This is a genomic window from Streptomyces sp. NPDC050147 (assembly GCF_040660195.1).
Classification (GTDB): Bacteria; Actinomycetota; Actinomycetes; order Streptomycetales; family Streptomycetaceae; genus Streptomyces.
This window is the reverse complement of sequence record NZ_JBFALJ010000003.1, coordinates 290,986-315,333: the sequence shown is the minus strand read 5'-3', so window position 1 is coordinate 315,333 and position 24,348 is coordinate 290,986. Positions and strand designations below refer to the sequence as shown.

Sequence of the window (24,348 nt, the reverse complement as noted above, 5' to 3'; positions counted from 1 at the left end):
GACGCCGGCCGGCCTGTGGCCTCGGGCGACAGGAGAGAAAGGTGTCCGTGTGAGCAGCGAACACATGCAGATCGGCGAGGTTGCCGCACGGACCGAGCTGTCGCTGCGCACCATCCGGCACTACGAGGAGACCGGCCTGGTCATCCCTTCCGCCCGCTCCCAGGGCGGCTTCAGGCTGTACACCGAGGACGACGTGGCCCGTCTGATGGTCATCCGCCGCATGAAGCCGCTCGGCTTCACCCTGGACCAGATGCGCGACCTCCTTGACGCCACCGACCGGCTCGACTCCGGCGAGGAGCTGGCGGCGGACGAGCGCGAGGCGCTCCTGGAGCGCGTGCGCGGCTACGAGCAGGACGCGGCCGAGCAGGTGGAGAAGCTGCGCACTCAGCTGGCGAGGGCCGAGGAGTTCGCCGCCACCCTGCGCGAACGCCTCACCCGCGTCCCCGCCCTCTGACACCATCCGCACCATCTGCCACAGCGGCCAGGTCCGGATCACCGGATCCGGCCGGCGGCGGTGTGGGTTCGGCGGCCGGTGGCACGCAGGTTCCGGTGCACAATCCCCGCCGGCCCACCCCAGCCGGGACCCGAGGCACCGTCAAGTCAGGTACGCAAGGGGAAAGCCGCACTGATCAACCGGCCCTCCGCCGTGCCGATCACGAGGTCCCCGCTCGGGCCGGCGCTCAGGCAAGTCGGGGTGTAGACGTGCCCGCCGAGGCCGAGTTCGCTCCGTCGCACTACTGTGCCTTCCGCTGCTCGCAGCGTGAGCAGCTCGCAGGCTCCGGCTCGGGTTCCTGTCACGGCTCCGGCTCCGGCTCCGGCTCCGGTCACGGCGTGGACGAGACCGCCGTGGGCGTCGACCCCCGTGACCTGTGCGTCGAAGCGATGGGCCCAGACCACCGCACCGCCCGGGTAAGCACGCCGTACGAGGTGGGTGCCGTCGGGCGCCGTGCACGTGTGGACGAGCCCTGGCCCGGCATCGTCGTCGACGTACACGGCTGGGCCGCCGCGCAGGTGACGGCCGAGTGAGTCGTCCCAGGCGAACGGGAACAAACGCTCGGTCCCGTGGGGGTCGACCCGTACGACCCACTTCTCCAGCGCCCCCGTCATCACGTCCCCGCCACCGACGCCGTAGAGGCACAGCAGGTGGGGCGAGCGTCGCACCGGGAAGTCGTAGGAACTGTCGCTCTCTCCCAACGCCACGGTCGCCAGCTGTCGTCCGGAAGGGGTGAGCACGACGCTCTCGTTCGGTGGCCAGCGCGGCCCCGGGAACAGCTCCCTGGAGTCCCTCGCCACCCAGGCCCCGTCCGTGCGCGCAGCGATGGCCACCGGGAAGTCAAGGCGGAGTTCGGCGAGTTGGGCACCGTCGGCGAGAGCGAACCGGCACAGCAAGGTGCGCCGATCGCTGCTGTCGCCCACCAGGACGGTGATCCAAGCGCTCTCATCATCCGGGGTGACGTACAGCCGGCAGCCGCTGCGTTGCCCCTGCTCGTCGGGCGCCGGCACGGTCCACTGCAGAGTGCCGTCCGGCGACCAGCATTCCAGCAGGGCCCCGCTCCGTGACGCGGCAAGCATCCGGCCGTCCCGCAGCACCTCCACAACGGCCGCCCCGGATCGTCGGGTCCAGACGCGGCCCTTCTCGGCGGCGGTGTCGGTGAGGTACCGCTGAGGCAGGTCGATGTCCGGACCCTTGATGCCGCTCCAGTCGACCTCCACCGGCATCCCCGGTGCGGCAAGCACCGTTGTGAGAACGTCAGCAGTCATGCCCCGCCAGTCGTGACGCTCGCAGACGAGTCGCGTGTACGTGACTCGGCCGGGGTCCACGTGGTCGACGACCGGCCGAGCGAGCGTCACCTCAAGGCGGCGCGCGTCCCGCCAGCGCAGGGCGCTGACACCGGCCCCGTCGATGGCCGCGTCGGTGCGGCGCCGGGTCTCCGGCTCATACAGGTGCAGCCCGCCCCGCAATTCGAATGCGTCACCGTCCTCCGTGCCCACGGCGAGCACGGGCAGGGCCGGGTGGAAGACGAGCCACTCGATGCCCTGATCCAGCACGATCTGGTCCCATAAGGCGAGGTCGCTCGCCCGGTAGACGACGATCCGGCCACGACCGCCGCGACCGCTCGCGTGACAACTGACGGCGATCCAGCGGCCGTCCGCGCTCACGTCCGTCGTGTAAGGGTGGCCGATTTCGGGAAACGGGTCGTCGGGTATCAGACGCATCGCAGGAGCGTATCGTTCGACGATCTTGGTGAACGACTTTCGATGTCCTGAGCGGCCGCGGTCATGACCCGCGCGGGGTCCTCGTCGCCCGCACCAGGCCGAGCGGCAGGGGGGTGGGCATGGGAGTGGGAGCGGGCCTCCGCGTTCGGTGGCGTCCGGGCGAGGGGGGCGCGCAGCGGGTGGTCACCCGGCTCTATGCGGGACGAGATCCTCGTTTCCTGTGCGATCCGCAGGACAATCCCGCGGGCGAGCCGACCCCGCGGTTTCGTCGAGCGGGTGAACCGCAGTTGTGCCCTCCCCGCGGACAGCGGATTCTGTAGGGAATGAACGGGGCTGGTGTGGCGCCATGAAGGCATGGAACGAGGAGCAGGGTGCTGACTTTCGTGGTCCCCTCGACGTCACCAGGGCGGCCACGGCGGTCGTCGACGCCCAGGACACGGTCATCGGCTGGAGCCCGGCGGCGGAGCAGCTCCTCGGTTACCGGCCGCAGGAAATCGTCGGCCGGCCCCTGACCACGTTCCTGTCACCCGGTCCGACGACCCCCTCCCTCGCTCGCCCTCCCGAATTCCGGGGAAGCGAGCTCTACGTCGCACGGCACCAGGACGGGCATGACCTGATCGTCGCCACCGCGGTGTGCGACCTGCCCGGCGCGGGCCCGGCGGCGCGCATCCTCGTCGCGACAGAGCTGCAGGATCTGCGGCTGTGGGAATCGCGCCTCGCCCTGTTGCAGGGCCTGGCCACCCAGTCGCCCGTCGGCCTGGGCATCTACAACGCCGACTTGCGCCTGACCTGGTGCAACACCGCGTACGAACGGGAGATAGGGCGACCGTTCGCCGAGTTCCGGGGCCTTCGGGCCGATGAGCTGTACTCCGGTGGAAAATTCGTGAGCAAGGGACATCCGCCCACGCTCGAAGCCGTCATGCGTCACGTCCTGGACACCGGAGAACCCTTTCTGGACCTGCATTTCCAGGGCCGCCCGCCCAGCGACCCGGAGACGGACCACCTCTGGTCCTGCGCCTATTACCGGCTCCAGGACGCCGACGGCCGCGTCATCGGAGTGTGCGAGGACGCGTTCGACATCTCCGACCGGTACAAGGCGCAGCAGCGGCTTGCCCTGCTCGTCGAGGCGGGCCGCGGGATCGGAACCGCTCTCGATGTGCGGGTCACCGCCGAGAAGATCACCGAAGTGGCGGTACCGGAGTTCGCCTCCACGGTGACGGTCGACCTCGCCCAGGCGGTGCTCGAAGGCGAGGTGCCCGGCACCATCGGCCCGTCGGCGGCGTCTCTGGTGCGGGTGGCCCGCTGCTCGGCGGACGAAGCGGAACAACTGGAGCCGGGAGGACACCCTTCTCACTGCGGGCCCAGTGATCGAGGGCCCGCCGACCGCGGGCGTGCCGCTCCCTCCGAGAACCATCCACCCGTGGAGTACCCGCCTGGTTCGCCGCAGTATCGCAGCCTGTCATCGGGCGGGCTCGTGCTCGACGACGCGGTCCTGGTCGTGCCACTGCGGGCCGGCAACAGCATGCTGGGACTCGTCACCTTCATCCGCGACACCGCATCGTCCGCCTTCGACAGCGGCGAAGTGGCGCTGGCCGACGAGTTGGTCGCCCGTACGGCCGTGTCCATCGACAACGCCCGCCGCTTCACCCGTGAACGCACCGCCTCTCTCGCCCTCCAGCGCCAGTTGCTGCCGCGGCACGTGCCGGAGCAGTCGGCGGTCGAGGTCGCGCACAGGTATCTGCCCACGGACGACGTGACAGGCGTCGGCGGAGACTGGTTCGACGTCATCCCGCTGTCCGGCACCCGGGTCGGGCTCGTGGTCGGGGACGTGGTGGGTCACGGGCTCCAGGCAGCCGCCACCATGGGCCGGCTGCGCACGACCGTACGCGCGTTCGCCCAGATGGACATGGACCCCGTCGAGCTGCTTTCGCGGCTCGACGATCTGGTGGCGCAGTCGGCGGAGGAGCAGCGCAGCGAGCTGGGCACGCCCGACGGGAACTACGCCGATGTGACCACCGGGGCGACCTGCCTGTACGCGGTGTACGACCCGGTGTCGCGACGCTGCGTCATGGCCAGGGCCGGGCACCTGCCTCCGGCGGTCGTCGCCCCGGACGGCCCGCCGACGTTCCCCGACCTGCCGGCGGGACCGCCCTTGGGCCTGGGCGGTCTGCCGTTCGAGTCGTTGGAGATCGAGCTGCCGGTGGGCAGCCTGCTGGCACTCTTCACCGACGGCCTGGTCGAGGCACGCGACCGCGACATCGATCACGGACTCGACACCCTGAAGGAGGTGCTCAGCGACCGGCACGCCTCGCTGGAGGGACTGTGCGACCGGGCTGTGGCACAGCTCCTGCCGAGCGGTTCGACGGCCGACGACACCGCACTGCTGCTCGTTCGTACCCGCGAGCTCGACACCTCACAGGTCACCGAGTGGGAGCTGCCGTCCGAACCTGTCGCCGCGGGCCGGGCCCGCGAGCTGGCGACCGAACAACTACACCAATGGGGCCTGGAGGAACTGGCGTTCGCGACCGAGCTCGTCGTCAGCGAGCTGGTGACCAACGCTGTCAGGTACGCCGAAGGCCCTATCCAAGTGCGTCTCATCCGTGACCGCACCCTCCTGTGCGAGGTCGCGGACAGGGGCCACACCTCACCTCACCTGCGCCACAGCGGCGAGGAGGACGAAGGCGGGCGCGGCCTGTTCATCGTCGCGCAGCTCGTCCAGAGGTGGGGAACGCGCTACACCCGCTCCGGCAAGACCATCTGGACGGAGCAGGCCTTTCCCGCGACGGTGTGAGACGGCCGGCGGTGTGAGAGGGTGCGCTCTCCCCCGTCGCTCACACAGCTCGTACGCCGAAAAGGGCGCGCTCGTCCGCGATCGGAGGCGGGCTCCAGGCGCGCGTCATCCCGGGCCGTCTGTCCGGTCCGCGGGACCCATGTGAATGCGCAGGTCACCGAAGTCGTGGGAGGGCCAGTCGCGCGCGAAACCCGGCGGCCCGTCCTGCTCCCTGACGAGCGTGGCCGTCGGCGTCCGCTGTGCCGTCCGAAGGAGCTCCGCCTGCGTGACGCTGGCGTTGTGCCCCTGCGTCTGGGCGGAGGAGCACCCGGCGTAGAAGGCGACCGGGAGCGCCTCGTGTCCGTTCAGCACGCAGGGCGGCCGTACGCCGAGCCGGTGAAGCTCGGCCGCCGTGCGGGCCCACTCCTGGCGACCCGCGGTCGAGCGGGCCACCGTGTCCTCGAGCACCACGTACTGCATGGCCAGATGCCCGGCGAAGGCCAGCGCCGCCAACGTGACCGCCACCGGCCTCCATGGCCGGCGCACGGTGGTGACCAGGTGGACGAGGGCGTCGGCGACCGGGATGGCGAGCAGCGCGTAGAACGGCAGCAGGAAGCGCGGGGCGGCGTATCCGATCATGAACAGGTACGGGATGCCCGCCGTCGTGGCGCAGGCCAGCGGCACCAGCGTGCGCGCGGTGCGCCGGCCCTTGACCGCGACGGCGAGGCCGACCACGGCGAGCAGCGGCAGGGCGAACCACCACGCGATCAGCTCCGGCGCCGGAAGTGGACTGTCGCACGGGCGGCACAGGGTCTGGCCGCCCAGTCCACGCAGCTGATCGAGGACGGCGATGTTCCAGCCGAGGCCGCCCTGGATCTGGGAGGCGTCGGCCAGGCGCGCACCCAGGCCGCCGAAGTTGGCGTACGCCTCGGCCACCCAGCCGACGGCCCCCGACCCCAGCCCCACGACGAGCGCCGCGAGCAGCCGCGGTCGCCGCCACCGGCGGACACACACCAGCAGCACGAACAACGGGAGGACCCCCCAGACGGCGTCGGTGGGCCGCATCCACGCCAGCAGCGCCGTACTCGCACCCGCACCCCACAGCGCGGCCCGGTCGCGGCGGTCGGCCTGGGCCCGCAGGAAGCAGCCGACACCGGCCAGGGCGCCGATCGCGACCCAGTAGTTGGGCATGACCTCCGGGCCGTAGAAAACAGTCACCCAGAGCGTCGCGAACAGGACCCCGGCCAGGGTCACCACCCGTTGGGGGAAGAGCCCGCGCCAGACGCGCAGCGCAAGGAAGAGGCCGAGGCCGGACAGCAGAGCCAGATAGACCCGCAGGAGTTCGGTGGACGACGACCAGGAGGCGATCGGTGCGACCAGCAGGGAGATCCCGCGGGAGCGGGGCGCGCTGAAGAACGCCGCCGGAGCGTGGCCGCTGACCTGGCTCACGTACACCGCCTCGTCCCAGCCGAGGCCCATGCCGGGCCGCACCAGGGCCAATTGGACCAACGTGAAGGCCACCGCGACGGCGGCCAGCCACCCCTGGCCTGCGGCGCGGCGCGAACGGCGGACCACTGGTGCCGGACCGCGGCTTTCCAGTCCGACGCGCGGGGCGTTCAAGGTCTTGACCATCGCCTGCCTTTTCCCCCTACGCGCGGTAGGGCTGCTCTTGCTGCTCTTGCTCCTCTTCTGGCCTACGAGCGCAGGACAGAAGGCACACATAGACATAAGCCGGAAAAACGTGCATAAAATAACCCGATGAGCTGGGGAGCGCAGCACGAAGATCCAGGCGAGACCCAGATGCGGGACAACAGCGGGGCAGGTCCGGGCACGGCAGAAGGCGCCTGACGCAGGCCTTCGCCTGTTCAGACGCCTTCCACCTGGCTCAGCCGACCGTCCTGCCGCGCAGCCCCACCCCGGCGCGGCGAGCACCGAGGCAGAAGCGCGGTGACAGAGGGTCAGGGACGGCCGCTGAGCCGCCGAGTTCCGTGCGGCGCCCGGTACACCGCACAGCCCGGTTCGGTGCGCACGAACTCAGTGCCGCGCGGCGCATGCGCCCCCCTGCGCGACGCGTTGCGGGACGCGGCGGGCACATGGACCTCGGCGGTCGCGCCCACCGGCACTCATCGCTTCACTTGTTGCCCACCTGATTCAGCGGCACAAGGCCGCGTCCACGACCTTGTCGACGCGCTCCCTGCCCGCCTCGTCGTCCAGTTGCATGGTCACCGCGACGTTGACCGCGCGGCCGTCGTCGGTGGCTCCGCCCCTTGTCTCGTATCCGGGGAAGCTCCCGCCATGACCCCAGTAGAGGCCGTCGCCGCACGGAAGCGGCTTGCTCACGAGCCCCAGGCCGTAGCGGGCGCCGGGACCGAAGGTCTCTTCGGCGGGGAGGGTGGAGCCGCGCATCTGGGCGAGTTGGGCCGGTGCGAGGAGGTGGCCGCCCAGGAGCTCGGAGTAGAAACGGTTGAGGTCGGAGTTGGTGGATATCAACTGGCCCGCGGCCCACCCCCAGGAGGGGTCGATCTCCGTGACGTCCCGCAGAGGCGCGTCGGCCGATTCCCGGTAGTAGCCGTGGGGGTGCGGGCCTCGGACGGCCGCGTCACCCGGGGCGGGGAAGTAGGTGTGGCGCAGCCCGACGCGCTGGATGACGCGCCGGTCCATCTCCTTGGCGAGGGGGTGGCCGGTGACCTTCTCGACGATCAGGCCGGCCAGCACGTAATTGGTGTTGCTGTACGCCCATTTCTTCCCGGGGTCGAAGTCGGCTTCGTGCTGGAGCGCGATGTCGAGAAGCTCGCGGGGAGCGAAGTACCGGACGTCTTCGCCGAGATGGTCGCTGTAGTTGGGAAGCCCGCTGGTCTGCTGCAGGAGATGACGGACGGTGATGTGGCGGCCGTCGATGCCCTCCCCGCGGACGAGGCCCGGCAGATAGGTGTCGACCGTGGTGTCGAGGCCGATTTTCCCCTCGCCGACCAGTTGCAGCACGACTACCGCGGTGAACGCCTTGGTGTTGCTGCCGATCCGCACCCGGCCGTCCCTCGGCACCTTCGAGCCGGTGGCCACATCGCCGACCCCCGCGGTGTAGGTACGGTGGCGGCCTTCCCGGTCCTGGACGCTCGCCAGCGCGGCGGGCATACCGTCGGAGCGCACCAGCCCGTTCAGCCCCTGCCGGACGGTGTCGACGGCGTCCGGCCTGGCGTCGGCTACAGCGTGCGGCGCCAGCGCACCGATCGTCATGACGCCGACGACCACCGCGACCGCGCCTGGAAGGACTCTGCGCCGGCCTCCCTGCCGCCGGGAAGAACGGGATTTCTGCCATACCTGCTCACGCACGCGCCAACTCCTACGGACTCTGGGAAAACCTGCGGCATTTGCCGATCTCAGCATTTCCGCAGGCGGCGGCCCGGGGCGATCCTGCTGGCTGCCGGATTCGGGTAGGGCTGTCCCCCGGTACTTCGGTCCGGGGGCAGAGGCGGGGAGAGGCGCGGCGCGGATCTTGTGCGTTTCCTCGCCTCCGTCCACAACGGTTCCGCCCACTTTCCCTGCGCGCGCCATCTAGGACAGCTTCTGGCCTATACGCCTCGTAGCGTGGTCCTCGACCGGCGAGACGCGAAAACCGGAAGGCGAATGACCATGACTGCGCACGAGCTGAGCACCACCCCCGACACGACGGAGACCCCGGCTGTCGCCGGCGAGCGCGCCGAATGGCTGGAGGTCCTGGCCAAGCACCGGCACTTCCTGCGCTTCACCGCACGTGACCTCACCGACGAGCAGGCCGGGCTGCGGACCACCGCCAGTGAGCTGTGCATCGGCGGCCTGATCAAGCACGTCACCGAGACGGAGAAAGCGTGGGTGAACTTCATCCTGGAAGGCCCGTCGACGATGCCGGATTTCATGTCCATGACGGAGGCCGACTGGGGCGACCGGGCCGACGACTTCCGGATGCTGCCGGGCGAGACGCTGGCCGGCGTACTGGCCGACTACGCCGATGTGGCCCGCCGGACCGACCAACTGGTCGCCACCCTGCCCGACTTCGACGTCACGTGGCCGCTTCCGAAGGCTCCGTGGTTCCAGGCCAGCGCGGAGTGGTCGGCACGCCGGGCCCTGATGCACATCGTCACCGAGACCGCCCAGCACTCGGGCCACGCCGACATCATCCGCGAGTCACTGGACGGCGCCACCAGCATGGCGTGAGGTTTGCGGACTGACGCGATTTTCAGTGGTGGGGAATCCGCTCGGGAGTCGCTACTTCTCCCCCAGCAGCGCCACCTCGGCGTCGACGGCACCGCGCATCAGGTCACGCGCGTGGTCGATCCTCAGTCCGCCGCTGAGCCAGCGCATGCTGAGCCCTTCGAGCTGGGCCGTGAGCCGCTCCCCCGAAGCGGCCAGGGCGGGCGCCGGGGCCGTCGGCCGCACCCGGCCGAGGAGGGCCGCCACCTCCTGCACCCACACCAGGGTCGCCCTGGCGAGGTCCTCCCGGAGCGTCTCATCGAAAACGGCGCTCGCCCGCAGCTCACCCCAGGCGGCGCTGTTCTCCCTGACCATCTGGGTGTCCTGCAGCTCCAGGAGCAGGGTTTCGTCCAGTTCCGCACGCGGGGAAAGGGGTTCGGCGTCCGTCGCGCGGCCGGTGGTGTAGCGCTCGGCACGGTCGTTGATGAACTCGAGCGTGTGGCGCAGGATCCCGGTGCGGTCCTTGAAGTGGTAGTAGATCAACCCGGTCGACACGCCCGCTTCGGCGGCGAGTTCTTCGACGCGTAGGCCGCGCACGCCGCGGCGGGCGATGAGCCGTGCGGCCGCTTCGAGGATCTGAGTGCTGCGAGACGCCATGCACCCGAACTTTACCGGGACGCTCATGGCGCGGAGACACGGTCCCGGTCCCGTTCTTTGACTGAATTTTCAGTCTGTGTCAGAGTCGAGGTCCACAGCCGATCGGAGTTCGCCGTGTCGCCCCGCCCTACGTCTCGTCCGCCTCTCCCCTCGCGTCGCTCAGCCCTCCGCGCGCTCGCCGGGATCGGCGCGGGCGCTCTCGGCGCTTCGGCGTGCGGGCCCAGCGACGCTCTGCCGGGGAGCACCAGGACCGCCGGTGCCCAGGACACGGCAGGCAAGGGGCGGCGCATGGGCGCCGAGTGGGAGAGTCACACGCGCACCTTCATGTCGTGGCCCGCTCTGGAGTCGGTGTGGGAGGAGGACCTCCCTGCCGTACGCGAGGACATCGCGCGCGTCGCCCGCGCCATCGCGGCGCACGAGGAGGTCGTGATGCTGGCCAGGCCCGGTCAGCGGAGAGCCGCCCAGAAGGCCTGCGGGCGCGACGTCGAGGTCATCCCTTTGGCCGTCGACGACCTGTGGGCGCGCGACACCGTGCCCGTGTTCGTGGAGCAGGACGGTGACGTGGTCGGCGTCGACTGCAACTTCAACGGGTGGGGGAACAAGCAGGAGCACACCCACGATGCCCGCGTGGGCCGCACCCTCCTGCCGGAGTACGGCATCCCGCGCAGGAAGGCGCCCCTGGTCGCCGAGGGCGGCTCCTTCGAGACCGACGGCGAGGGCACCCTCCTCATCACCGAGAGCTCGATCGTCAACGACAACCGCAACCCCGGCAAGAGCCGGGACCAGATCGAGACCGTGCTCAAGCGGACGCTGGGCATCAAGAAGGTGATCTGGCTGAACGGCGTACGTGGCGAGGACATCACCGACGCTCACGTGGACAGCCTCGTGCGGTTCACCGCCCCCGGTGTGGTGCTCCTCGACCGCGCTTTCCCCGGCATGCCCGCCGACTCCTGGTCGCGCGCGGCCGACCAGGCGAAGGCCGCGCTCGGCGAGGCGAGGGATGCCAGGGGCCGGCGCATCGAGGTCATCGATCTGCCGCAGCCCGACCTGGACAGGATCAGGGGTGCGGGCGACGACTTCGTGTCGACGTACACCAATTTCTACGTCGCCAACGACTCCGTGTTTCTGCCCGAGTTCGGAGACCGTAAGGCCGACGACCGCGCCCGGAGCATCCTGCGGGAACACTTCCCGAGCCGGGACGTCGTGCAGGTCCGGATCGACACCATCGCCTCCGGTGGGGGCGGCATCCACTGCTCCACCCACGATCAGCCGGGCAAGCCGGTGGACTGAGTCCGGCCGTCCGAGCGGTCAGGGCGTCCGGCCATGCGTTCTAGACTCGTGCGGTGGCCAGCGATCTTCTCCGTCTCACCGTTCTGGGTTCCGCGACGCCCTATCCGAGCGTGGACAATCCATGCTCCGGATACCTGGTGTCCGGTGGTGACACCCGGGTGTGGATGGACGCGGGCAGTGGGACGTTGGCGCAGTTGCAGCGGTACGTGCGGCTGGACGAGCTGGACGCGATCTGGATCTCGCATCTGCACGCCGATCACAGCGCGGACTTGCTGACCGCCTACTACGGCGCACTGTTCGCGGATGTGCGGCTCACGGCGCCGATCCGCCTGTACGGGCCGCGGGGCATCGCCGACCGGCTGGCTCATTTCCTGACCAACACCGCGACCCGCTGTCCGGTCGAATCGGCCTTTGATGTGCGGGAACTGCACGACGGGCACGAAGCCCGCGTGGGTGCGCTCACCCTGACCAGCCGGGCGGTGGCGCACGGCATCCCGGCCTTCGCCCTGCGCGTCGAGGCCGCGGGCAGGACGCTGGTCTACTCCGGGGACACGGCGCCCTGCGCCAACCTCACACGGCTGGCCGACGGTTGCGACGTACTGCTGTGTGAGGCCGACAGCGCACAGCGGCTCCCGGAGAGCGAGCGAGTCCATCACACGCCTGAAGACGCCGGGGAAACGGCCCACTCGGCAGGCGCGGGCCGGTTGATCGTCACGCATGTCGGACGCGCCCTCACCCCCGAACAGGCAGTGGCCCGCGCCGCCGCCCGGTTCGGCGGCCCCGTCGACCACGCCACCCCGGGCACCACCTTCTCGGTCGGTTGAGCCGCACCCCGTCGCCCCTCGCCGCACCCCGCGGGCATCATCGCGGCGCCTCACGCCGAAGGCGATCAGCGCCGCGACGGGCATGGACACCCACCTACGGGGGGCCCGGCACCCTGACCTCAGTTGCCGCCGGCGCCGATCTCGGCGCCGACCGCGGCCAGCGCGGTGGTCACAGGCTGGAAGAAGGTCTCGCCGCCCGCGGTGCAGTCACCACTGCCACCCGAGGTGAGGCCGATCGCGCTGCCGTCCGCGGTGAACAACGAGCCCCCGCTGTCTCCCGGTTCGGCACAGACGTCGGTCTGGATGAGCCCGCTGACGGTGCCCTCCGGGTAGTTCACGGTGGCATCGAGGCCGGTGACCGCGCCTGACTGGAGGCCGGTGGTGCTGCCCATGCGGGACACCTCCTGCCCGACCGCCGCCTCGGCGGCCCGCACGATCTCCGTGGCCTGGCCGTCTCCCGTGTTGACCGTGCTCGGGGCCTCCGTCGCCGGATCGTCGTACGTGACCAGCGCGAAGTCGCCGTCGCCGGGGAACGTCGCCGCCTGCACGGTTCCGATGGCCGCGCCGTCCTGCGCGTCGGACCAGCTTTCGGCGGCCACCCCGCAGTGCCCGGCTGTGAGGAAGCCGGGACTGCCGTCCTCGGTCGTCACGTTGAAGCCGAGCGAGCAGCGCGCGCCGCCCGCGAAGATGGCGTCACCGCCTGCGGCGAAGGTCTTGAACTCCCCCGCGGACTTCTGAATGCGGGCCATTCCCGAACCGAGCGATTCGACGGTCGCCTCGAGCTTGTCCCAACGTTCGCCGGTCACGGTGCGATCGGCCGTGACGACGATCTGATTGGTCCTCGGGTCGGTGGCCCACGCGGTTCCGGCCATGGTGGCCCGTCCGGCCAACGTCCGCGTGGCGGCGCCCAGTTCACCGGCGCTGTTGTCGACGCTGCGCGCCACCGCTCCAGCTCTCCTCACCTGCACGTCGACCGCGTTGTTGTCGCCCACGACGTTGACGACGAGCTGCTGCTTCTCCTCGTCGTAGTACGCCCCGGCGTAGGCGTCACCGAGCCGCGAGGCCAACGGCTCGACCAGCTTCGTCGCCGATGCCGCGCTGATCCTCTTGGCGGCGGGCCCCGAAGCGGTCTCCGACCCGGACTGCGAGGCGTTGGCCTGCTGCAGCAGGACGGCCGTCGCGACCATGCCCAACGCCGCGGCCCCTGCCACAACGGCCTTTCGCCTGGGTATTCGCTTGTGCCTCAACTCGTCGCCTCCTGTGGGGGATTGCCGAATGCGCTCACCGACCGAAGCCGGGGACGTGTCCGGTCCTGGACGTCCGGCCCCGGACACCTGTTCCGGACTTAGATACGGGTGCGACGAGAGTTGCGTTCATCGGACGGGAGTTGCGTTTTTGTTGACGGCCCGCGGCTCAGGGCTTCTCGACGTCGGGCGACGGCGTGGTCGTGGTTCCGGCCGCCAGGAGTCTGTGCGCCAGCACACGGCAGCGTTCACCGAGCTCCGGCGGGTCGAGCACCTCGAAGTCGTGCCCCAGCAGGAGCACGTGCATGAGCACGAAGTCGAGTCGCTCGGCACCGCTGAGGACCTCGCAGCGTTCGCTCCCCCGCGGTCGTACGACCGCCGCCGACCCCGGAACCTGCGCGCGGACCGTGGCGGCCGGCGCGTGCACGAGGAAGCGCGCCTGGTGCGCGTAGACCCGGCTGGCCACCCCTTCCTGGACGTACGTCGCCGCGTCGGGCGCCTCGCGCGGGCTGAAACGGAAGGTCCGCGCGGACGCGTCGGTCATCCGGTCGACGCGGAAGCTGCGCCAGTCGTCGCGGTCGAGGTCGTAGGCGAGGAGATACCAGCGCCGGTCGGAGGCGACCAGGCGGTAGGGCTCCACCCGCCGCCTTCGCACCTCGCCCTTGGAGGGGTAGTCGAACCCGGCCTCGACCTCGTCGCGGCACGCTCGGGCGAGCGTCATGAGCACCTCGGGATCGACGGGCGCGCGGCCTCGGCCGAAGAACTCCACCGAGTCGGAGAGCGCGCGCACCTCGTGCCGCAGTCGCGCGGGCAGCACCTGGTCGAGCTTGGACAGGGCCTGGAGTGCGGCGTCACCGGCGCCCGCGACGGCGCCTTTCGCCCCTGCCAGCAGCGAGACCGCGGTGGCGATCGCCTCCCGGTCGTCGAGAAGCAGCGGCGGCAGTTCCCGCCCCGGGCCGAGTCGGTAGCCGCCGCCGACGCCCTGGCCGGCGTGCACCGGGTAGCCGAGTGTGCGCAGCCGTTCCACATCACGCCGTACGGTGCGCGTCGTGACGCCGAGCCGGTCGGCGAGCTCGGGGCCGGTCCACACCTGGCGTTGTTGCAGCAGTCCGAGCAGGGTGAGCACCCGCTCCGTCGTACCCAGTTCGTCGTCGCGTGCCCCGTCCATGGCGCGCAGTCTGCCAGAGTGGCGGACCGATCCTGTCCGCCATGAGTGTCAGGGTGGCTTGAGGGAGCCCAGACAACCGACGGGTCTGCGGTCGGTCTCTCCCGCTCACGAGTCCCGCCACGAACGGAGCAATCCGATGAGCCGCCACATCCAGATCACCTTTGACGCCCACGACCCGCGGGCGCTGTCGTCCTTCTGGCGCGACGTGTTGGGTTACGTCCACCCCGGCCCGCCAGGAGTCGACCTGCCCGAGGGCGCCGACGCGCTCGCGGCGTGGGACGACTTCCTCGCACGGATCGGCGTACCGGAGGACCAGCGCAACTCGAAGTCGGCCATCGAGGACCCACAAGGGGACGGGCCACGCGTGTTCTTCCAGCAGGTCCCGGAAGACAAGATCGCCAAGAACCGTGTGCATCTCGACGTCCGCGCGGCTCCCGGCCTTGAGGGAGGGGAGCGCATGGCGGCACTTGAGGCCGAGTGCGACCGCCTCGTCGCGCTGGGGGCGAAGCGGGTGCGTCGCGACGAGCCCGCTCCCCCGATGAGCGCCGGTTACATCGTGATGACCGACCCCGAGGGCAACGAGTTCTGCCTGGACTGAGCCTGCCGTGACGGTGTGTGACGGCTGGACGGGCGAGGTGTCCGTGTCCCGCTTACGTTGAAGGCAGAGGCCCACACCGTGTGTGACACCGGTGGGCGCTGTACCGACAAAGGAGTGGTCATGGCTGACAAGGGCGGCATGGACAAGATGAAGGGCAAGGCCAAGGAGATGACCGGCAAGGTCACGGGCGATCGCAGCAAGCAGGCCCAGGGCAAGGTGGACCAGGCGAAGGGTGAGGCCAAGAAGGCCATGGGCGGCGCCCGCGACCGCGCTGAGGAGACGCGCGAGTCCATGAAGCGCCGCGACACCTGACCAGACTCCGCAGAAGCCCCCGCCCACTCCCGTGCGGGGGCTTCTGCCGTTGAGGGCGGCTGAGGCCACAGGTGGTGAGTGGCCTCGCCGGTCAATCCCGCCCGTCCGCCCGTGCGTACGGCGGGATGTCCGCCTCCGCCGCCGCTTCCCGCAGGACGTCCTTGAGCATGTCCGGGGTCAAACGGCCGGTGAACGTGTTCCGCTGGCTGACGTGAAAGCAGCCGTACAGGGTGACGGGACCCGGCCCGGATTCCCCGTGTGCGACCGTCGTTGACCGGCCACCCGTTGCCTGCGCGGCTTCACGCTCCAGCGTCACCCTCGCTCCGTGCGCGAACCGCGGCCTGGGCTTCGGCACGCGCCAGCCCGCCGCCGTGAACGCCGGCAGGGCGGCCTGCCAGCCGAACGCCCCCAGAATCACCGCCGACCGCAGTCGCGGGCCCAGCAACTCCATCTCCCGTACGAGCCACGGCCTGCACATGTCACGCTCACCGGGGGTCGGCTTGTTCTCGGGCGGTGCACAGTGCACCGGCGACGTGACCCGCACCCCGCGCAGCGTCAGGCCGTCGTCGACGGACACCGCCAACGGGCTCGACGCGAGACCCAGCTCGTACATCGCCCGGTAGAGGACGTCTCCGGAACGGTCGCCCGTGAACATCCGGCCCGTCCGGTTCCCGCCGTGCGCCGCGGGCGCGAGCCCGATGACGAGCATGGAGGCGTCCGGCGGCCCGAACCCCGGCACCGGCCGGGCCCAGTACGTCCAGTCCGTGAAGGCGGCCCGTTTGACCCGCCCCACCTCTTCCCGCCACTCGACCAGCCTGGGGCAGGCGGAGCACCCCGCGATACGGGCGTCCAACTCGTCCAGCGGGTTCATGCGGGCCCGAACAGCGCCTCGTCGGTCGAACGGACCACGCGCGCCTGCATGTTCCGTTCCATCATCCGCAGCGCCGCGGCGGCCAGGTCGCTGTGGATGCTCGCGCAGGCGTCCTCGGCCACGACGACATCCAGGTGCCTGATGTGGGCGTCGAGCGCCGAGTAGAGGATGCACTGCTCGGTCACCTGGCCGCAGAGGAGTACGGATTCGATGCCGCGCTGACCGAGCAGGTACTCCAGAGGGGTGTCGTAGAAGATCGAATGCCGGGCCTTCACCACGAAGAGCGAGTCGTCCGCGGGACGGATCGGAGCGACCAGCTCGGCGTGCGGGCCGCTCAGGGCGATGTCGAGCAGTTCGTCGTGGTGCGAGCGCCACAGGCCGAAATTGTCGTTGACGTAGATCACCGCGATGTCCTCGGCCCGCGCCCGCTCGATCAGTCTGCGGACGTTGGGCAGGACGTCCTCGACGGACTTACGGAGGGTTTCCGCATCGGGGTGGTCGTACGTGTTGATCATGTCGATGACGATAAGAGCCTCTACAGCCATGCTCCGAGTCCATCATGTGCCTCACGCGTATGCACGGACGCCTGCCTGGGGGGGGCGCGGTGGCGCCTGCCACACGTGGCTCTTCGACTTCCGCCTGCTCACCGGCGCGTGGCGCGCCCGGTGGACCACCGGCTGCCGTCCCCGCTCAGCCGGTCACTCGTTGGCGACCGCTTCGACCGCGAGGTGGATGTCCAGGCGACGGCCGGTCATGCCTTTCGCCGTGGTGACGCCGAACGCGTACCGGTCGACGGTGGCAGTGCCCTCGACGGTCAGTCGGCGCCCGTTCAGCACGACCGGCCCGACCGTCACGGCTACGGGCCGCGTGACGCCTCGTACCGTCAACTCGCCCTCCAGCACTGCCGTGCCCGTCGCGGACCACGCCACCCGTCGGCCGCGGTACGCGATCTCCGGATGCCTGGCCGCGTCCAGATAGTCGGCGGACGTGACGTGCCGGTCGCGGCGCTCCAGACCCGAGTCGAAGGAGCCCGCCCTGACGGTCACGTCCACCGAGGACTCGTCGACGGGATCGGCCACGGTGATCTGCCCCCGGCTGATGCCGAAGGTGCCCCGGACCGGGAAGAGGCCGAAGACCGTGCGTGTCCGGAACCGCACCGTCGAAGCCGCCGCGTCGATCTCGTACCTACCGCTCTTCGGTACGTTCCGCTCTTTCGGGCTCGGCAGGATCATGACCTCAGCGCCTCCCTCCGCTGCCGTCCGCGGAGGCTCGGCCACCCCGCGGTACCCGACCCAGCGTGCCCGCCGAGCGCGGCGCCCGGCAGATCCGGATGTCGCCGATTCCCCGGTACACATGTCACCTGCGGGGGCTCAGTCGTCGGCGTCGGCGCCCTTGCCGATGTAGAGCTCGGCGAACGCGGCGGCGGCGGCCGGCGAGTCGAGGATCCTGCGCAGCCGTGCTGCCGCGATGCCCGCCTGGAACGGGTCACCCGACGACGTCCCGTGCAGCAGTTCCGAGAGCCACCGGGAGAACTCCTGGTACTGCCACACCTTGGGCAGGCAGGCCTCCGAGTAACCGCTCAGGCCGCTCTCGTTCCCTTGCGCGCAGTAGGCGACGAGTGCGTCGCCCAGCAGCAGTGCGTCGTGCAGGGCCAGGTTCATGCCCTTCGCGGCGATCGGAGCGGCGAGGTGCGCGGCGTCGCCCGCCAGGTACAGCCGCCCGTGGGACATGGGTTCCACGACGTAGTTGTGCATGTCGAGAACACGCTTCTCGATCAGTGGCCCCTCGATGAGCGGCGGCGCCCCCTCCGCCGTGAGGCGGGCGTGCAGCTCGGACCAGACGCGCTCGTGCGGCCAGTTCTCGGGATCGTCGCCGGGCGGGCACTCCAGGTAGTAGCGGGTGACCTCGGGGCTCCGGGCCATGTGGGCCGCGAATCCGCGCGGGTGGAGGCCGAATACGACGCAGTCCGAGGACGGTGGCGCCTGTGCGAGAAGGGCGAGCCAGCCGATGCCGTAGTCGTGCCGGGCGACGGTGACCCGCTCCGCCGCCAGGTGGGCGCGTGTCACGCCGCGCGCGCCGTCGCAGCCCGCGATGGCGTCGCACTCGACGCGTATGCGCTCGCCCGTCTCCGGGTCGGTGTACGACACCGAGGGGCGGTCCGTGTCGATGCCGTGCAGTTCCACGTCACGTACGCCGAAGCGGATGTCGCCGCCCGACCGGTCGGCGTACGCCTCCACCAGGTCCGTCACCAACAGCGGCTGGGGATAGACGAAGTGACGGTGCCCGGAGAGCTCTCCGTACGCGAACCGGTGGCGCTTCCCCGCCCGGCGGAACTCGCATGCGCCGTGCGTCTGCGCGTGGGCCAGCAGACGGTCGGCGAGACCTCGCTGTTCCAGGGCGCGCACGGCCCATTCCTCGATGAAGCCCGCGCGGGGCCGATGTTCGATGAAGTCCCTGCTCTCCGTCTCCAGGACCACGCAGTCGACGGAGGCGGCACGCAGGATGTTCGCGACGGTGAGGCCCGCCGGCCCGGCCCCCACGACGACGATGCGGGCACGGCGTCGGGGCGCGGAGGGCTCGGGATTCGAGGCGGGGTCCATCCGGGGATTATGACGCGAACACGACGAGAGCAAGACCACTTCGGCAGGGCCTCCGTGCGGACAGCGGTCATCGGATGTGGTGCGACAATCTGCCCGAGACCACGCCCGTGTCCCATCTCCGGTGCGTCGTCTCGTTGCGGGAGGCGCCGGTCACGGACGTCCCCGGGGCAGCGGCGCCCCGGCGGACCGGCGGTGGGGAGGAAACGATGGTGGTGGAGTGGTGGTACCTCGCCAAAGGTGTGCGGGAAGTTCCCGAACCGGTGGCCACGCCCTTCATCTGGACGGGAGCGTACGCGGGCGCCTTCGTGCTGGTGACGCTGCTCGATCTGCTCGGTGCGCTCGACCGGACGGGGATCGCTCTCGCGGCTCTCTCGGTGCTGGCCGCGCTCCTTGGGATGCGGGGTCGTTTCGTCGCGGCGCCGGGGACGGCCCTGTTGTGCTGGATGCTCCTCAATGTCTCCGCCACGCACCCCATAGGAGAGGTCTCCTGGGCCGGGCACCGGGACCCCGAGTGGATCACCTGCCTGCTGGCCGCGGCTCTTGTCGGCACGACGGCGGGCCGCGTACTCCACGCGCGTGCCGCGTACCGCCGCGTCAGCCCGTACGACGGCACCGGCTGACCGGGCGGGTCGCGGGCGCGCGTCATCGCGGGCTGGGCAGGCGGGGCGGACGGGGCGGACGAAATCCGTTTCCGATGGCGCCGCGATGCTTCTACGGTGGCGCGGTGACGACTCAAGTGATCGTTCTCAACGGCGGGTCAAGCTCCGGGAAGTCCGGCATCGCGCGCTGCCTGCAGACGGTGCTGGCGGACCCGTGGCTGACCTTCGGCTGCGACACGCTGGTCGACGCCATGCCCGCGTCCATGCGCACCGGGTCGGGGGGAATCGAGTTCGCCGAGGACGGCCAGGTGGTCGTCGGACCCGAATTCCGGACGCTGGAGGTGGCGTGGATCGAGGGAATCGCGTCGATGGCCCGTGCCGGAGCCCGGGTCATCGTCGACGAGGTCTTTCTGGGCGGTCCTGCGTCCCAGGAGCGGTGGCGGAAGGCCCTCGGCGATGTGCGGGTGCTCTGGGTCGGTGTCCGCTGCGACAGCACCGTCGCCGCGGGCCGGGAGACGGCGCGGGGCGACCGCGTGGCCGGGATGGCCGCCTCCCAGGCCGAAGTGGTCCATGACGGCGTGCTCTACGACATGGAGGTGGACACGACGCACACCGAAGCGCTGGAGTGCGCCCGAGCCATCGCCGCCCGCGTCGCGGCTGAGCGATGACGCCGCCGGACACCAATTCCGGCGGGTCGGCGCATTTTCGATACGGCTCGTTTTCGATACCGGCATAAACGCCTGATGGCGTCCGAGGCATGTGCTGCCTCGGACGCCATCGGTGTCAGTGGGGCGGAATGTTCACGCCACCGCGAAGGTCAGTGACCCGGACCGTGGCCACCGTAATAGCCGCCGATCTGGTCACGGTAGGCGGGATCGCCCAGGTGCTTTTCCTTGTTGAATTCGGGAGCGTCCTTGATCTGCTCCTTGGTGCGCGAGACGCGGATCGTCCGCGCCTCGTGGTCGATGGCGGTGACGGTGCTCGCGGGCAGGAGCACCTCCTTGCCGAAGATCCACACTCCGGTGTCGACGACGATGTACTGGTTGGCGACCTCGTTCGAGTGCTTGTCGACCTTGCCGATGTGGCCGTCGGCGGCCTCGACCTTGTAGCCGGTGAGATCGGCGTCCGGGCCGTGCCCGGCGGTGGGAACGTAGCTCCAGATTTCGTTGCTCATCGAGAACTCCTCAATTGATTTTCCGCGAAACGCAGGAATTCACTCAGCGGGAGGGGATGATCAACCTCCAAGGCATCGGGTGCCCTGCCGGAAAATGGCCAAACTGAAAATTCCGGCCGTCTCACCACGGCTTGTTCCGCCGTGGTGTCACAGCAAGTCGCGGGGCACGGTTTCATTCCAGGTACGCGAGAAAACCCTCCGCTCACCCTCGTAACCGTCCAGGGTGGCGTCCACCCGGAAGTTGTCCTCGTCGCAGCTGAGGACCGTTCGCGTCTCCACCCGTACGTCCCAGTCGTCGCGCCGGAAAGACATCGTCCAGGCCGACTCGCCCGCGGCGGAGGTGAAGTCCTCGGCCATGGAGGTGTAGCGCTCGTAGGCCCGGCGGCCGACGTCGAGGCCGATGTCCTCAAGACGCATGACGCCCCGGTCCTTGACGATCTCCAGCTCAGCGGCGTAGTCGACCAGATCGCGCTTGACCTGCCAGCGCTCCTCGGGCGCCACCAGCTGGACGGGAGACCTCGGCCGTGTGCCTTCCGGCTCGCCGAAGGGCTGCTCCGGCACGGCATCGGGTTCCGACACGGGGCGGACCGGGAGTGTCAGGGTGCTCGAAGTCTCGTACACGGTCAGGAGCACCGGCTTGGGCGGCGGCCAGGCCAGCGGCCAGTACGAGGTGGACAGGGACAGGCGGATGCGGTGGCCCGGTGGAAAGGCCTGGGCGACGCCGTTGAGCGCGATGGCCGCGCGGTAGCGGCGCCCGGGTTCGAGGGGGCGCGGATCGCCGTGCGCCTCGCTGCGGGTCAGGTTGAGCAAGCCGTAGCTGACGCGGGTGGCCTTGCCGTCGGGGGCCACGTCGGACAGGCGTGCCGCGACCATGGCCACCGGTTCGCTGGCGCTCAGGTCGAGTTCGACGGTGGGCGCGCCGAGGATCTCCGTCCGCTCGGTCAGCGGCTCGGTCTCGAAGACCAGCGAGCCGCCGTCCTCCTCACGCTGGTCGTAGGGAAGGTCGGGGGGCGCGTTGTAGGAGGCCCATTTCCCGCCGAACTGGCCCACGGACAGCGGTGACTGGACGGACAGCCCCACGTCAGCGCCCGCACGCTCTCCCTGGGGGGAACCCTGAGACGCGGAGGTCTCGGAGTCCGGCTCGGAGAGACCGTGTCGGGTGAGGCACCGCACGACGGGAGTGATGTACGGGGAGGGCCAGGACGGCTCCCCCACCCAGCGTCCGGGACGTTCCTCGTACGACGTGGAGGGCGGCACGCTGTCCTGCATCCACGTCCGCAGCATCGGGCCTTCCATGACGCCGTTGTCGACGCCCTTCAGCCAGTGGTCCCACCAGCGCACCACTTCCTGGAGGTAGCCGATGGCGGGGCCCGGTTGACCGAGGTGCGGGAACTTGTGGGACCAGGGGCCGATCAGCCCCTTGCGCGGCACGTCCAGATTGCCCAGGAGACGCATCACCGCGTTCGAGTAGCCGTCCGCCCAGCCGCTCGACGCGAGGACGGGACAGCGTACGGCCTGGTAGTTCTCGCAGACCGACGCGTGCCGCCAGTAGTCGTCGCGGCGCTGGTGCCGAAGCCATTCGATCACCCAGGGGCGGGTGCCCTCCATGCGCTCGTGCCACATGTCGCGCCACCGGTCCCCCACCATCGCCGGGTCGGGCGGGCACGTGCCGTAGGCGAACATGGTGCCCGCTTCGGCCAGGTTGTCCGACAGGAGGGCGCCGCCCATGTAGTGCATGTCGTCGGCGTACCGGTCGTCGGTGAAGGACGCGATGACGATGGCGCGCAGGCTCTCGGGCTGTCGCGCGGCGACCTGGAGCGCGGCGAAGGCGCCCCAGGAGATCCCCATCATGCCGGTGGTGCCGTCGCACCAGGGCTGGTCGGCGAGCCAGGCCAGGATGTCCTCGGCGTCGGTCTGCTCCTGCTCCAGGTACTCGTCCTTGAGCACCCCTTCGGAGTCGCCGGTGCCACGCAGGTCGACGCGGACGCAGGCATAGCCGTGCCCCGCGATGTAGGGGTGGTGGATGGAGTCGCGCTCGGCCGTCAGGTCGCGCTGCCGGTAGGGGATGTACTCCAGGACCGCGGGGACGGGGTCCTGGTCGGAGGACGTCGGCCGCCAGATGCGGGCCGCGAGGCGGGTTCCGTCCGCCACGGGGATGGTGACGTTCTCCTCTTCCTTGGTCTCGTGCGGAAGGTCGCTCACATAGCGCAAGCCGAGATCGCTCCTTCGTGTTGCGGGGGGTTCGTGGTTCAGTCGTTCGTCGTGTCGCGACCGCCGGGTTCGGTCTCGTCGAAGGTGAGGCCGAGGGCCGCCACGCACTGGTCGTACTTGGCCCGCATGTCCTCCTCGCTGTCCCCACCGGTGAATATGTGGGCCAGCTCGTAGCTGTAGCTGTCCTGTTGCGGTACGTCGGAGAGGCGCTGCCCCTCCTCGACCACCACGTCGATGCGCACTCCGGGGATGCGCCGCTCGATGCTCTCGATGTCCTTGCGGGAGGGGACGTTGTGGACGGTGGCGTCGGCGAACCAGCGGTAGTACCACTTGGCGGCGGTGGCGTAGGGGCCCTTGCGGTACGGCAGTGCGGGGTCCTTGCCGAGGGCGAGGCTCAGCATGCAGTGGTGGTTGGGCACGCCGTCGACGTAGTCGAACATCTCCGCGTGCGACTGGGAGTGACGCGGATTGATCTCCAGAAGGTTGATCGCGTCGGTCCCCGGGTCGTAGAAGTACTCGATGCTGAAGGTCGCCGCGTCCATGCCGATCTGCCGCATCACCCGCTCCGACACGTCCCGCAGCCGTTCCAGCACGGGCCCGGGGAGAGTCGAGGGGTACTGGTGGCGCAGGAAGCACGGGGAGTCGGGGTACTGGATCGAGTCGAGGATGCCGTAGACGGTGACCTCGCCCTCGTGGACATAGCCCTCGACCGCCACCTGGATGCCGTTCAGCGCGCCTTCGGCGAGGCAGACCTGGCCGCCCACGTCGGCCATCTCCGGGGGCAGCTCGACGCGGGCGAGTATGTCCTCGAACGGCCGCCCGATGCGGCCCATCCCCTCACGGATGCGGTTGGCCGCCTCGACGAACTCGGCCTGGTCATGGACCCCGTACGCCAGCTCGGACGAGTAGGACAGCGCGGGCTTGAGCCACATCGGGAAGTCCATGCCCTCGGGGGGCTCGGGGTCGGCGCTGTCCATGTCAACCCGACCGAACGGCGGGTGAGCGTCGGTGACCCGCTGCTGTTCCAGTCGGCTCCAGTACTTGTGCTCGCACTTGACCACGGAATCCAGACTGGTGGTCCGCGTCCCGTAGCGCTCGCCGAGAATCGGCACGAGCGTGCTCACAGGGAAGTCCCAGTAGCCGACGATCGCGTCGATGTGGCCGTCGAACGCGTCGAGGATCCGCTCCGCCTTGGCCAGCAATGCAGGGACGGACACCTCGCCGCGCTGCAGCTCGTCGACTGTCAGGAGGGGGTGGAACTCGTAGTCCTGCGCGTCGGGGACAGCGCGCAGTGTCTGCAGATTGGCCTCGTCCAGCCCGATTACGAAGATGTTGAGCGGCATGGCGCCCTTTCTGTGTCCGGGGTGCCAGCGGCTGTTCCGCTGAATGACCGAGATGGCCGCGTACCCAGGTCACGGTGGCGCAATCGCGGCCCCGTCAGCGCGCCACGCCTCCCTTCCAGTGTCCAACCACTCCGGATGGCCCGCACGTGTGCGTCTCGGTTCGCAGGGCACTTGGGAGATCGACAGTCGCCGGAGCGAGCCCCGAGCAACCGAGGAACCCATGAGGTCAGAGAGACACCCGGTCGGCCCGACTCGTCACTGTGTGTCACCACCCGAGTGGTGGCAGGTGCGGGAACAGCGGAG

General features: G+C 70.1%; 22 protein-coding genes. 9 read left to right on the top strand and 13 right to left on the bottom strand.

Features of this window, described 5'->3' with window-relative positions; all coding sequences use genetic code 11:
- Positions 1–49: 49 nt before the first annotated feature.
- Positions 50–454 carry a MerR family transcriptional regulator gene (locus AB0I94_RS08020; protein WP_363308583.1) on the top strand — a complete coding sequence of 135 codons (405 nt, stop codon included), beginning with the start codon at positions 50–52 and terminating at the stop codon, positions 452–454.
- 146 nt (positions 455–600) lie between these two features.
- Here the strand turns inward: AB0I94_RS08020 and AB0I94_RS08015 are convergent, their stop codons facing one another.
- Positions 601–2,217 carry a hypothetical protein gene (locus AB0I94_RS08015; protein WP_363308582.1) on the bottom strand — a complete coding sequence of 539 codons (1,617 nt, stop codon included), beginning with the start codon at positions 2,215–2,217 and terminating at the stop codon, positions 601–603.
- A 346-nt stretch (positions 2,218–2,563) separates the two neighbouring features.
- Between AB0I94_RS08015 and AB0I94_RS08010 the strand changes: the two genes are divergently transcribed.
- Positions 2,564–5,008 carry a SpoIIE family protein phosphatase gene (locus AB0I94_RS08010; protein WP_363308581.1) on the top strand — a complete coding sequence of 815 codons (2,445 nt, stop codon included), beginning with the start codon at positions 2,564–2,566 and terminating at the stop codon, positions 5,006–5,008.
- Between the two features lie 105 nt (positions 5,009–5,113).
- Here AB0I94_RS08010 and AB0I94_RS08005 read toward each other — a convergent pair whose 3' ends face one another.
- Entirely contained in the window at positions 5,114–6,619 is a 1,506-nt protein-coding gene (locus tag AB0I94_RS08005; protein ID WP_363308580.1) for a hypothetical protein, read from the bottom strand.
- A gap of 519 nt (positions 6,620–7,138) precedes the next feature.
- On the bottom strand, positions 7,139–8,221 hold the full coding sequence (locus tag AB0I94_RS08000) for a serine hydrolase domain-containing protein (RefSeq protein WP_363308726.1): 1,083 nt from the start codon (positions 8,219–8,221) through the stop codon (positions 7,139–7,141).
- A gap of 396 nt (positions 8,222–8,617) precedes the next feature.
- Between AB0I94_RS08000 and AB0I94_RS07995 the strand changes: the two genes are divergently transcribed.
- Positions 8,618–9,178 carry a DinB family protein gene (locus AB0I94_RS07995; RefSeq protein WP_363308579.1) on the top strand — a complete coding sequence of 187 codons (561 nt, stop codon included), beginning with the start codon at positions 8,618–8,620 and terminating at the stop codon, positions 9,176–9,178.
- A gap of 51 nt (positions 9,179–9,229) precedes the next feature.
- Here AB0I94_RS07995 and AB0I94_RS07990 read toward each other — a convergent pair whose 3' ends face one another.
- Positions 9,230–9,811, bottom strand: coding sequence for a TetR/AcrR family transcriptional regulator (locus AB0I94_RS07990; protein ID WP_363308578.1), 582 nt, complete (start codon positions 9,809–9,811; stop codon positions 9,230–9,232).
- 288 nt (positions 9,812–10,099) lie between these two features.
- Here AB0I94_RS07990 and AB0I94_RS07985 point away from each other — a divergent pair, with 288 nt between their 5' ends.
- Both AB0I94_RS07985 and AB0I94_RS07980 read left to right on the top strand, forming a co-directional pair.
- Positions 10,100–11,101: an agmatine deiminase family protein gene (locus AB0I94_RS07985; RefSeq protein ID WP_363308577.1), complete on the top strand. Its 1,002-nt coding sequence runs from the start codon at positions 10,100–10,102 to the stop codon at positions 11,099–11,101.
- Positions 11,102–11,154: 53 nt separating this feature from the next.
- A complete protein-coding gene (locus tag AB0I94_RS07980) occupies positions 11,155–11,925 on the top strand; it encodes an MBL fold metallo-hydrolase (protein WP_363308576.1) in 771 nt (256 codons plus the stop codon).
- A 119-nt stretch (positions 11,926–12,044) separates the two neighbouring features.
- On the opposite strand, the gene AB0I94_RS07975 is transcribed toward AB0I94_RS07980, so the two are convergent.
- Both AB0I94_RS07975 and AB0I94_RS07970 read right to left on the bottom strand, forming a co-directional pair.
- Entirely contained in the window at positions 12,045–13,112 is a 1,068-nt protein-coding gene (locus tag AB0I94_RS07975; protein WP_363308575.1) for a S1 family peptidase, read from the bottom strand.
- A gap of 226 nt (positions 13,113–13,338) precedes the next feature.
- Entirely contained in the window at positions 13,339–14,337 is a 999-nt protein-coding gene (locus AB0I94_RS07970) for a YafY family protein (RefSeq protein ID WP_363308574.1), read from the bottom strand.
- Between the two features lie 136 nt (positions 14,338–14,473).
- On the opposite strand from AB0I94_RS07970, the gene AB0I94_RS07965 reads away from it, so the two are divergent.
- The gene (locus tag AB0I94_RS07965; RefSeq protein WP_363308573.1) at positions 14,474–14,935 is read left to right on the top strand and encodes a VOC family protein; all 462 of its coding nucleotides are present in this window, start codon (positions 14,474–14,476) and stop codon (positions 14,933–14,935) included.
- A gap of 120 nt (positions 14,936–15,055) precedes the next feature.
- Positions 15,056–15,247, top strand: a complete 192-nt coding sequence (locus AB0I94_RS07960; RefSeq protein ID WP_363308572.1) for a CsbD family protein — start codon at positions 15,056–15,058, stop codon at positions 15,245–15,247.
- 91 nt (positions 15,248–15,338) lie between these two features.
- Here AB0I94_RS07960 and AB0I94_RS07955 read toward each other — a convergent pair whose 3' ends face one another.
- The 4 genes from AB0I94_RS07955 to AB0I94_RS07940 all read right to left on the bottom strand — a co-directional run bounded on the left by AB0I94_RS07955 (position 15,339) and on the right by AB0I94_RS07940 (position 18,718).
- Positions 15,339–16,118, bottom strand: a complete 780-nt coding sequence (locus AB0I94_RS07955) for a uracil-DNA glycosylase (RefSeq protein WP_363308571.1) — start codon at positions 16,116–16,118, stop codon at positions 15,339–15,341.
- On the bottom strand, positions 16,115–16,663 hold the full coding sequence (locus AB0I94_RS07950; RefSeq protein ID WP_363308570.1) for an isochorismatase family cysteine hydrolase: 549 nt from the start codon (positions 16,661–16,663) through the stop codon (positions 16,115–16,117). Before AB0I94_RS07950 ends, AB0I94_RS07955 begins: the two co-directional genes overlap by 4 nt.
- A gap of 153 nt (positions 16,664–16,816) precedes the next feature.
- A complete protein-coding gene (locus tag AB0I94_RS07945; RefSeq protein WP_363308569.1) occupies positions 16,817–17,350 on the bottom strand; it encodes a YceI family protein in 534 nt (177 codons plus the stop codon).
- A 138-nt stretch (positions 17,351–17,488) separates the two neighbouring features.
- Positions 17,489–18,718: a 4-hydroxybenzoate 3-monooxygenase gene (locus tag AB0I94_RS07940; protein WP_363308568.1), complete on the bottom strand. Its 1,230-nt coding sequence runs from the start codon at positions 18,716–18,718 to the stop codon at positions 17,489–17,491.
- A gap of 107 nt (positions 18,719–18,825) precedes the next feature.
- Between AB0I94_RS07940 and AB0I94_RS07935 the strand changes: the two genes are divergently transcribed.
- Both AB0I94_RS07935 and cpt read left to right on the top strand, forming a co-directional pair.
- Positions 18,826–19,338, top strand: coding sequence for a hypothetical protein (locus AB0I94_RS07935; protein WP_363308567.1), 513 nt, complete (start codon positions 18,826–18,828; stop codon positions 19,336–19,338).
- A gap of 104 nt (positions 19,339–19,442) precedes the next feature.
- On the top strand, positions 19,443–19,985 hold the full coding sequence (gene cpt, locus AB0I94_RS07930; RefSeq protein WP_363308566.1) for a chloramphenicol phosphotransferase CPT: 543 nt from the start codon (positions 19,443–19,445) through the stop codon (positions 19,983–19,985).
- 149 nt (positions 19,986–20,134) lie between these two features.
- Here the strand turns inward: cpt and AB0I94_RS07925 are convergent, their stop codons facing one another.
- The 3 genes from AB0I94_RS07925 to AB0I94_RS07915 all read right to left on the bottom strand — a co-directional run bounded on the left by AB0I94_RS07925 (position 20,135) and on the right by AB0I94_RS07915 (position 24,045).
- Positions 20,135–20,491 (bottom strand): PRC-barrel domain-containing protein, encoded by a 357-nt coding sequence (locus AB0I94_RS07925; protein ID WP_363308565.1) that lies wholly within the window; start codon positions 20,489–20,491, stop codon positions 20,135–20,137.
- Positions 20,492–20,638: 147 nt separating this feature from the next.
- Positions 20,639–22,702 carry a CocE/NonD family hydrolase gene (locus tag AB0I94_RS07920; protein ID WP_363308564.1) on the bottom strand — a complete coding sequence of 688 codons (2,064 nt, stop codon included), beginning with the start codon at positions 22,700–22,702 and terminating at the stop codon, positions 20,639–20,641.
- Between the two features lie 38 nt (positions 22,703–22,740).
- The gene (locus AB0I94_RS07915) at positions 22,741–24,045 is read right to left on the bottom strand and encodes an ATP-grasp domain-containing protein (protein ID WP_363308563.1); all 1,305 of its coding nucleotides are present in this window, start codon (positions 24,043–24,045) and stop codon (positions 22,741–22,743) included.
- Between the last annotated feature and the right edge of the window lie 303 nt (positions 24,046–24,348).

Coding starts and splice junctions, on each gene's coding strand:
- AB0I94_RS07960 (WP_363308572.1), top strand. CDS start 15,056: ATGGCTGACAAGGGCGGCATGGACAAGATGAAGGGCAAGGCCAAGGAG.
- AB0I94_RS07915 (WP_363308563.1), bottom strand. CDS start 24,045: ATGCCGCTCAACATCTTCGTAATCGGGCTGGACGAGGCCAATCTGCAG.
- AB0I94_RS07955 (WP_363308571.1), bottom strand. CDS start 16,118: ATGAACCCGCTGGACGAGTTGGACGCCCGTATCGCGGGGTGCTCCGCC.
- AB0I94_RS07925 (WP_363308565.1), bottom strand. CDS start 20,491: ATGAGCAACGAAATCTGGAGCTACGTTCCCACCGCCGGGCACGGCCCG.
- AB0I94_RS08000 (WP_363308726.1), bottom strand. CDS start 8,221: ATGACGATCGGTGCGCTGGCGCCGCACGCTGTAGCCGACGCCAGGCCG.
- AB0I94_RS07965 (WP_363308573.1), top strand. CDS start 14,474: ATGAGCCGCCACATCCAGATCACCTTTGACGCCCACGACCCGCGGGCG.
- AB0I94_RS07975 (WP_363308575.1), bottom strand. CDS start 13,112: ATGGTCGCGACGGCCGTCCTGCTGCAGCAGGCCAACGCCTCGCAGTCC.
- AB0I94_RS07945 (WP_363308569.1), bottom strand. CDS start 17,350: ATGATCCTGCCGAGCCCGAAAGAGCGGAACGTACCGAAGAGCGGTAGG.
- AB0I94_RS07950 (WP_363308570.1), bottom strand. CDS start 16,663: ATGGCTGTAGAGGCTCTTATCGTCATCGACATGATCAACACGTACGAC.
- AB0I94_RS07990 (WP_363308578.1), bottom strand. CDS start 9,811: ATGGCGTCTCGCAGCACTCAGATCCTCGAAGCGGCCGCACGGCTCATC.
- AB0I94_RS08015 (WP_363308582.1), bottom strand. CDS start 2,217: ATGCGTCTGATACCCGACGACCCGTTTCCCGAAATCGGCCACCCTTAC.
- AB0I94_RS08005 (WP_363308580.1), bottom strand. CDS start 6,619: ATGGTCAAGACCTTGAACGCCCCGCGCGTCGGACTGGAAAGCCGCGGT.
- AB0I94_RS07995 (WP_363308579.1), top strand. CDS start 8,618: ATGACTGCGCACGAGCTGAGCACCACCCCCGACACGACGGAGACCCCG.
- AB0I94_RS07970 (WP_363308574.1), bottom strand. CDS start 14,337: ATGGACGGGGCACGCGACGACGAACTGGGTACGACGGAGCGGGTGCTC.
- AB0I94_RS07940 (WP_363308568.1), bottom strand. CDS start 18,718: ATGGACCCCGCCTCGAATCCCGAGCCCTCCGCGCCCCGACGCCGTGCC.
- AB0I94_RS08010 (WP_363308581.1), top strand. CDS start 2,564: ATGAAGGCATGGAACGAGGAGCAGGGTGCTGACTTTCGTGGTCCCCTC.
- AB0I94_RS07985 (WP_363308577.1), top strand. CDS start 10,100: ATGGGCGCCGAGTGGGAGAGTCACACGCGCACCTTCATGTCGTGGCCC.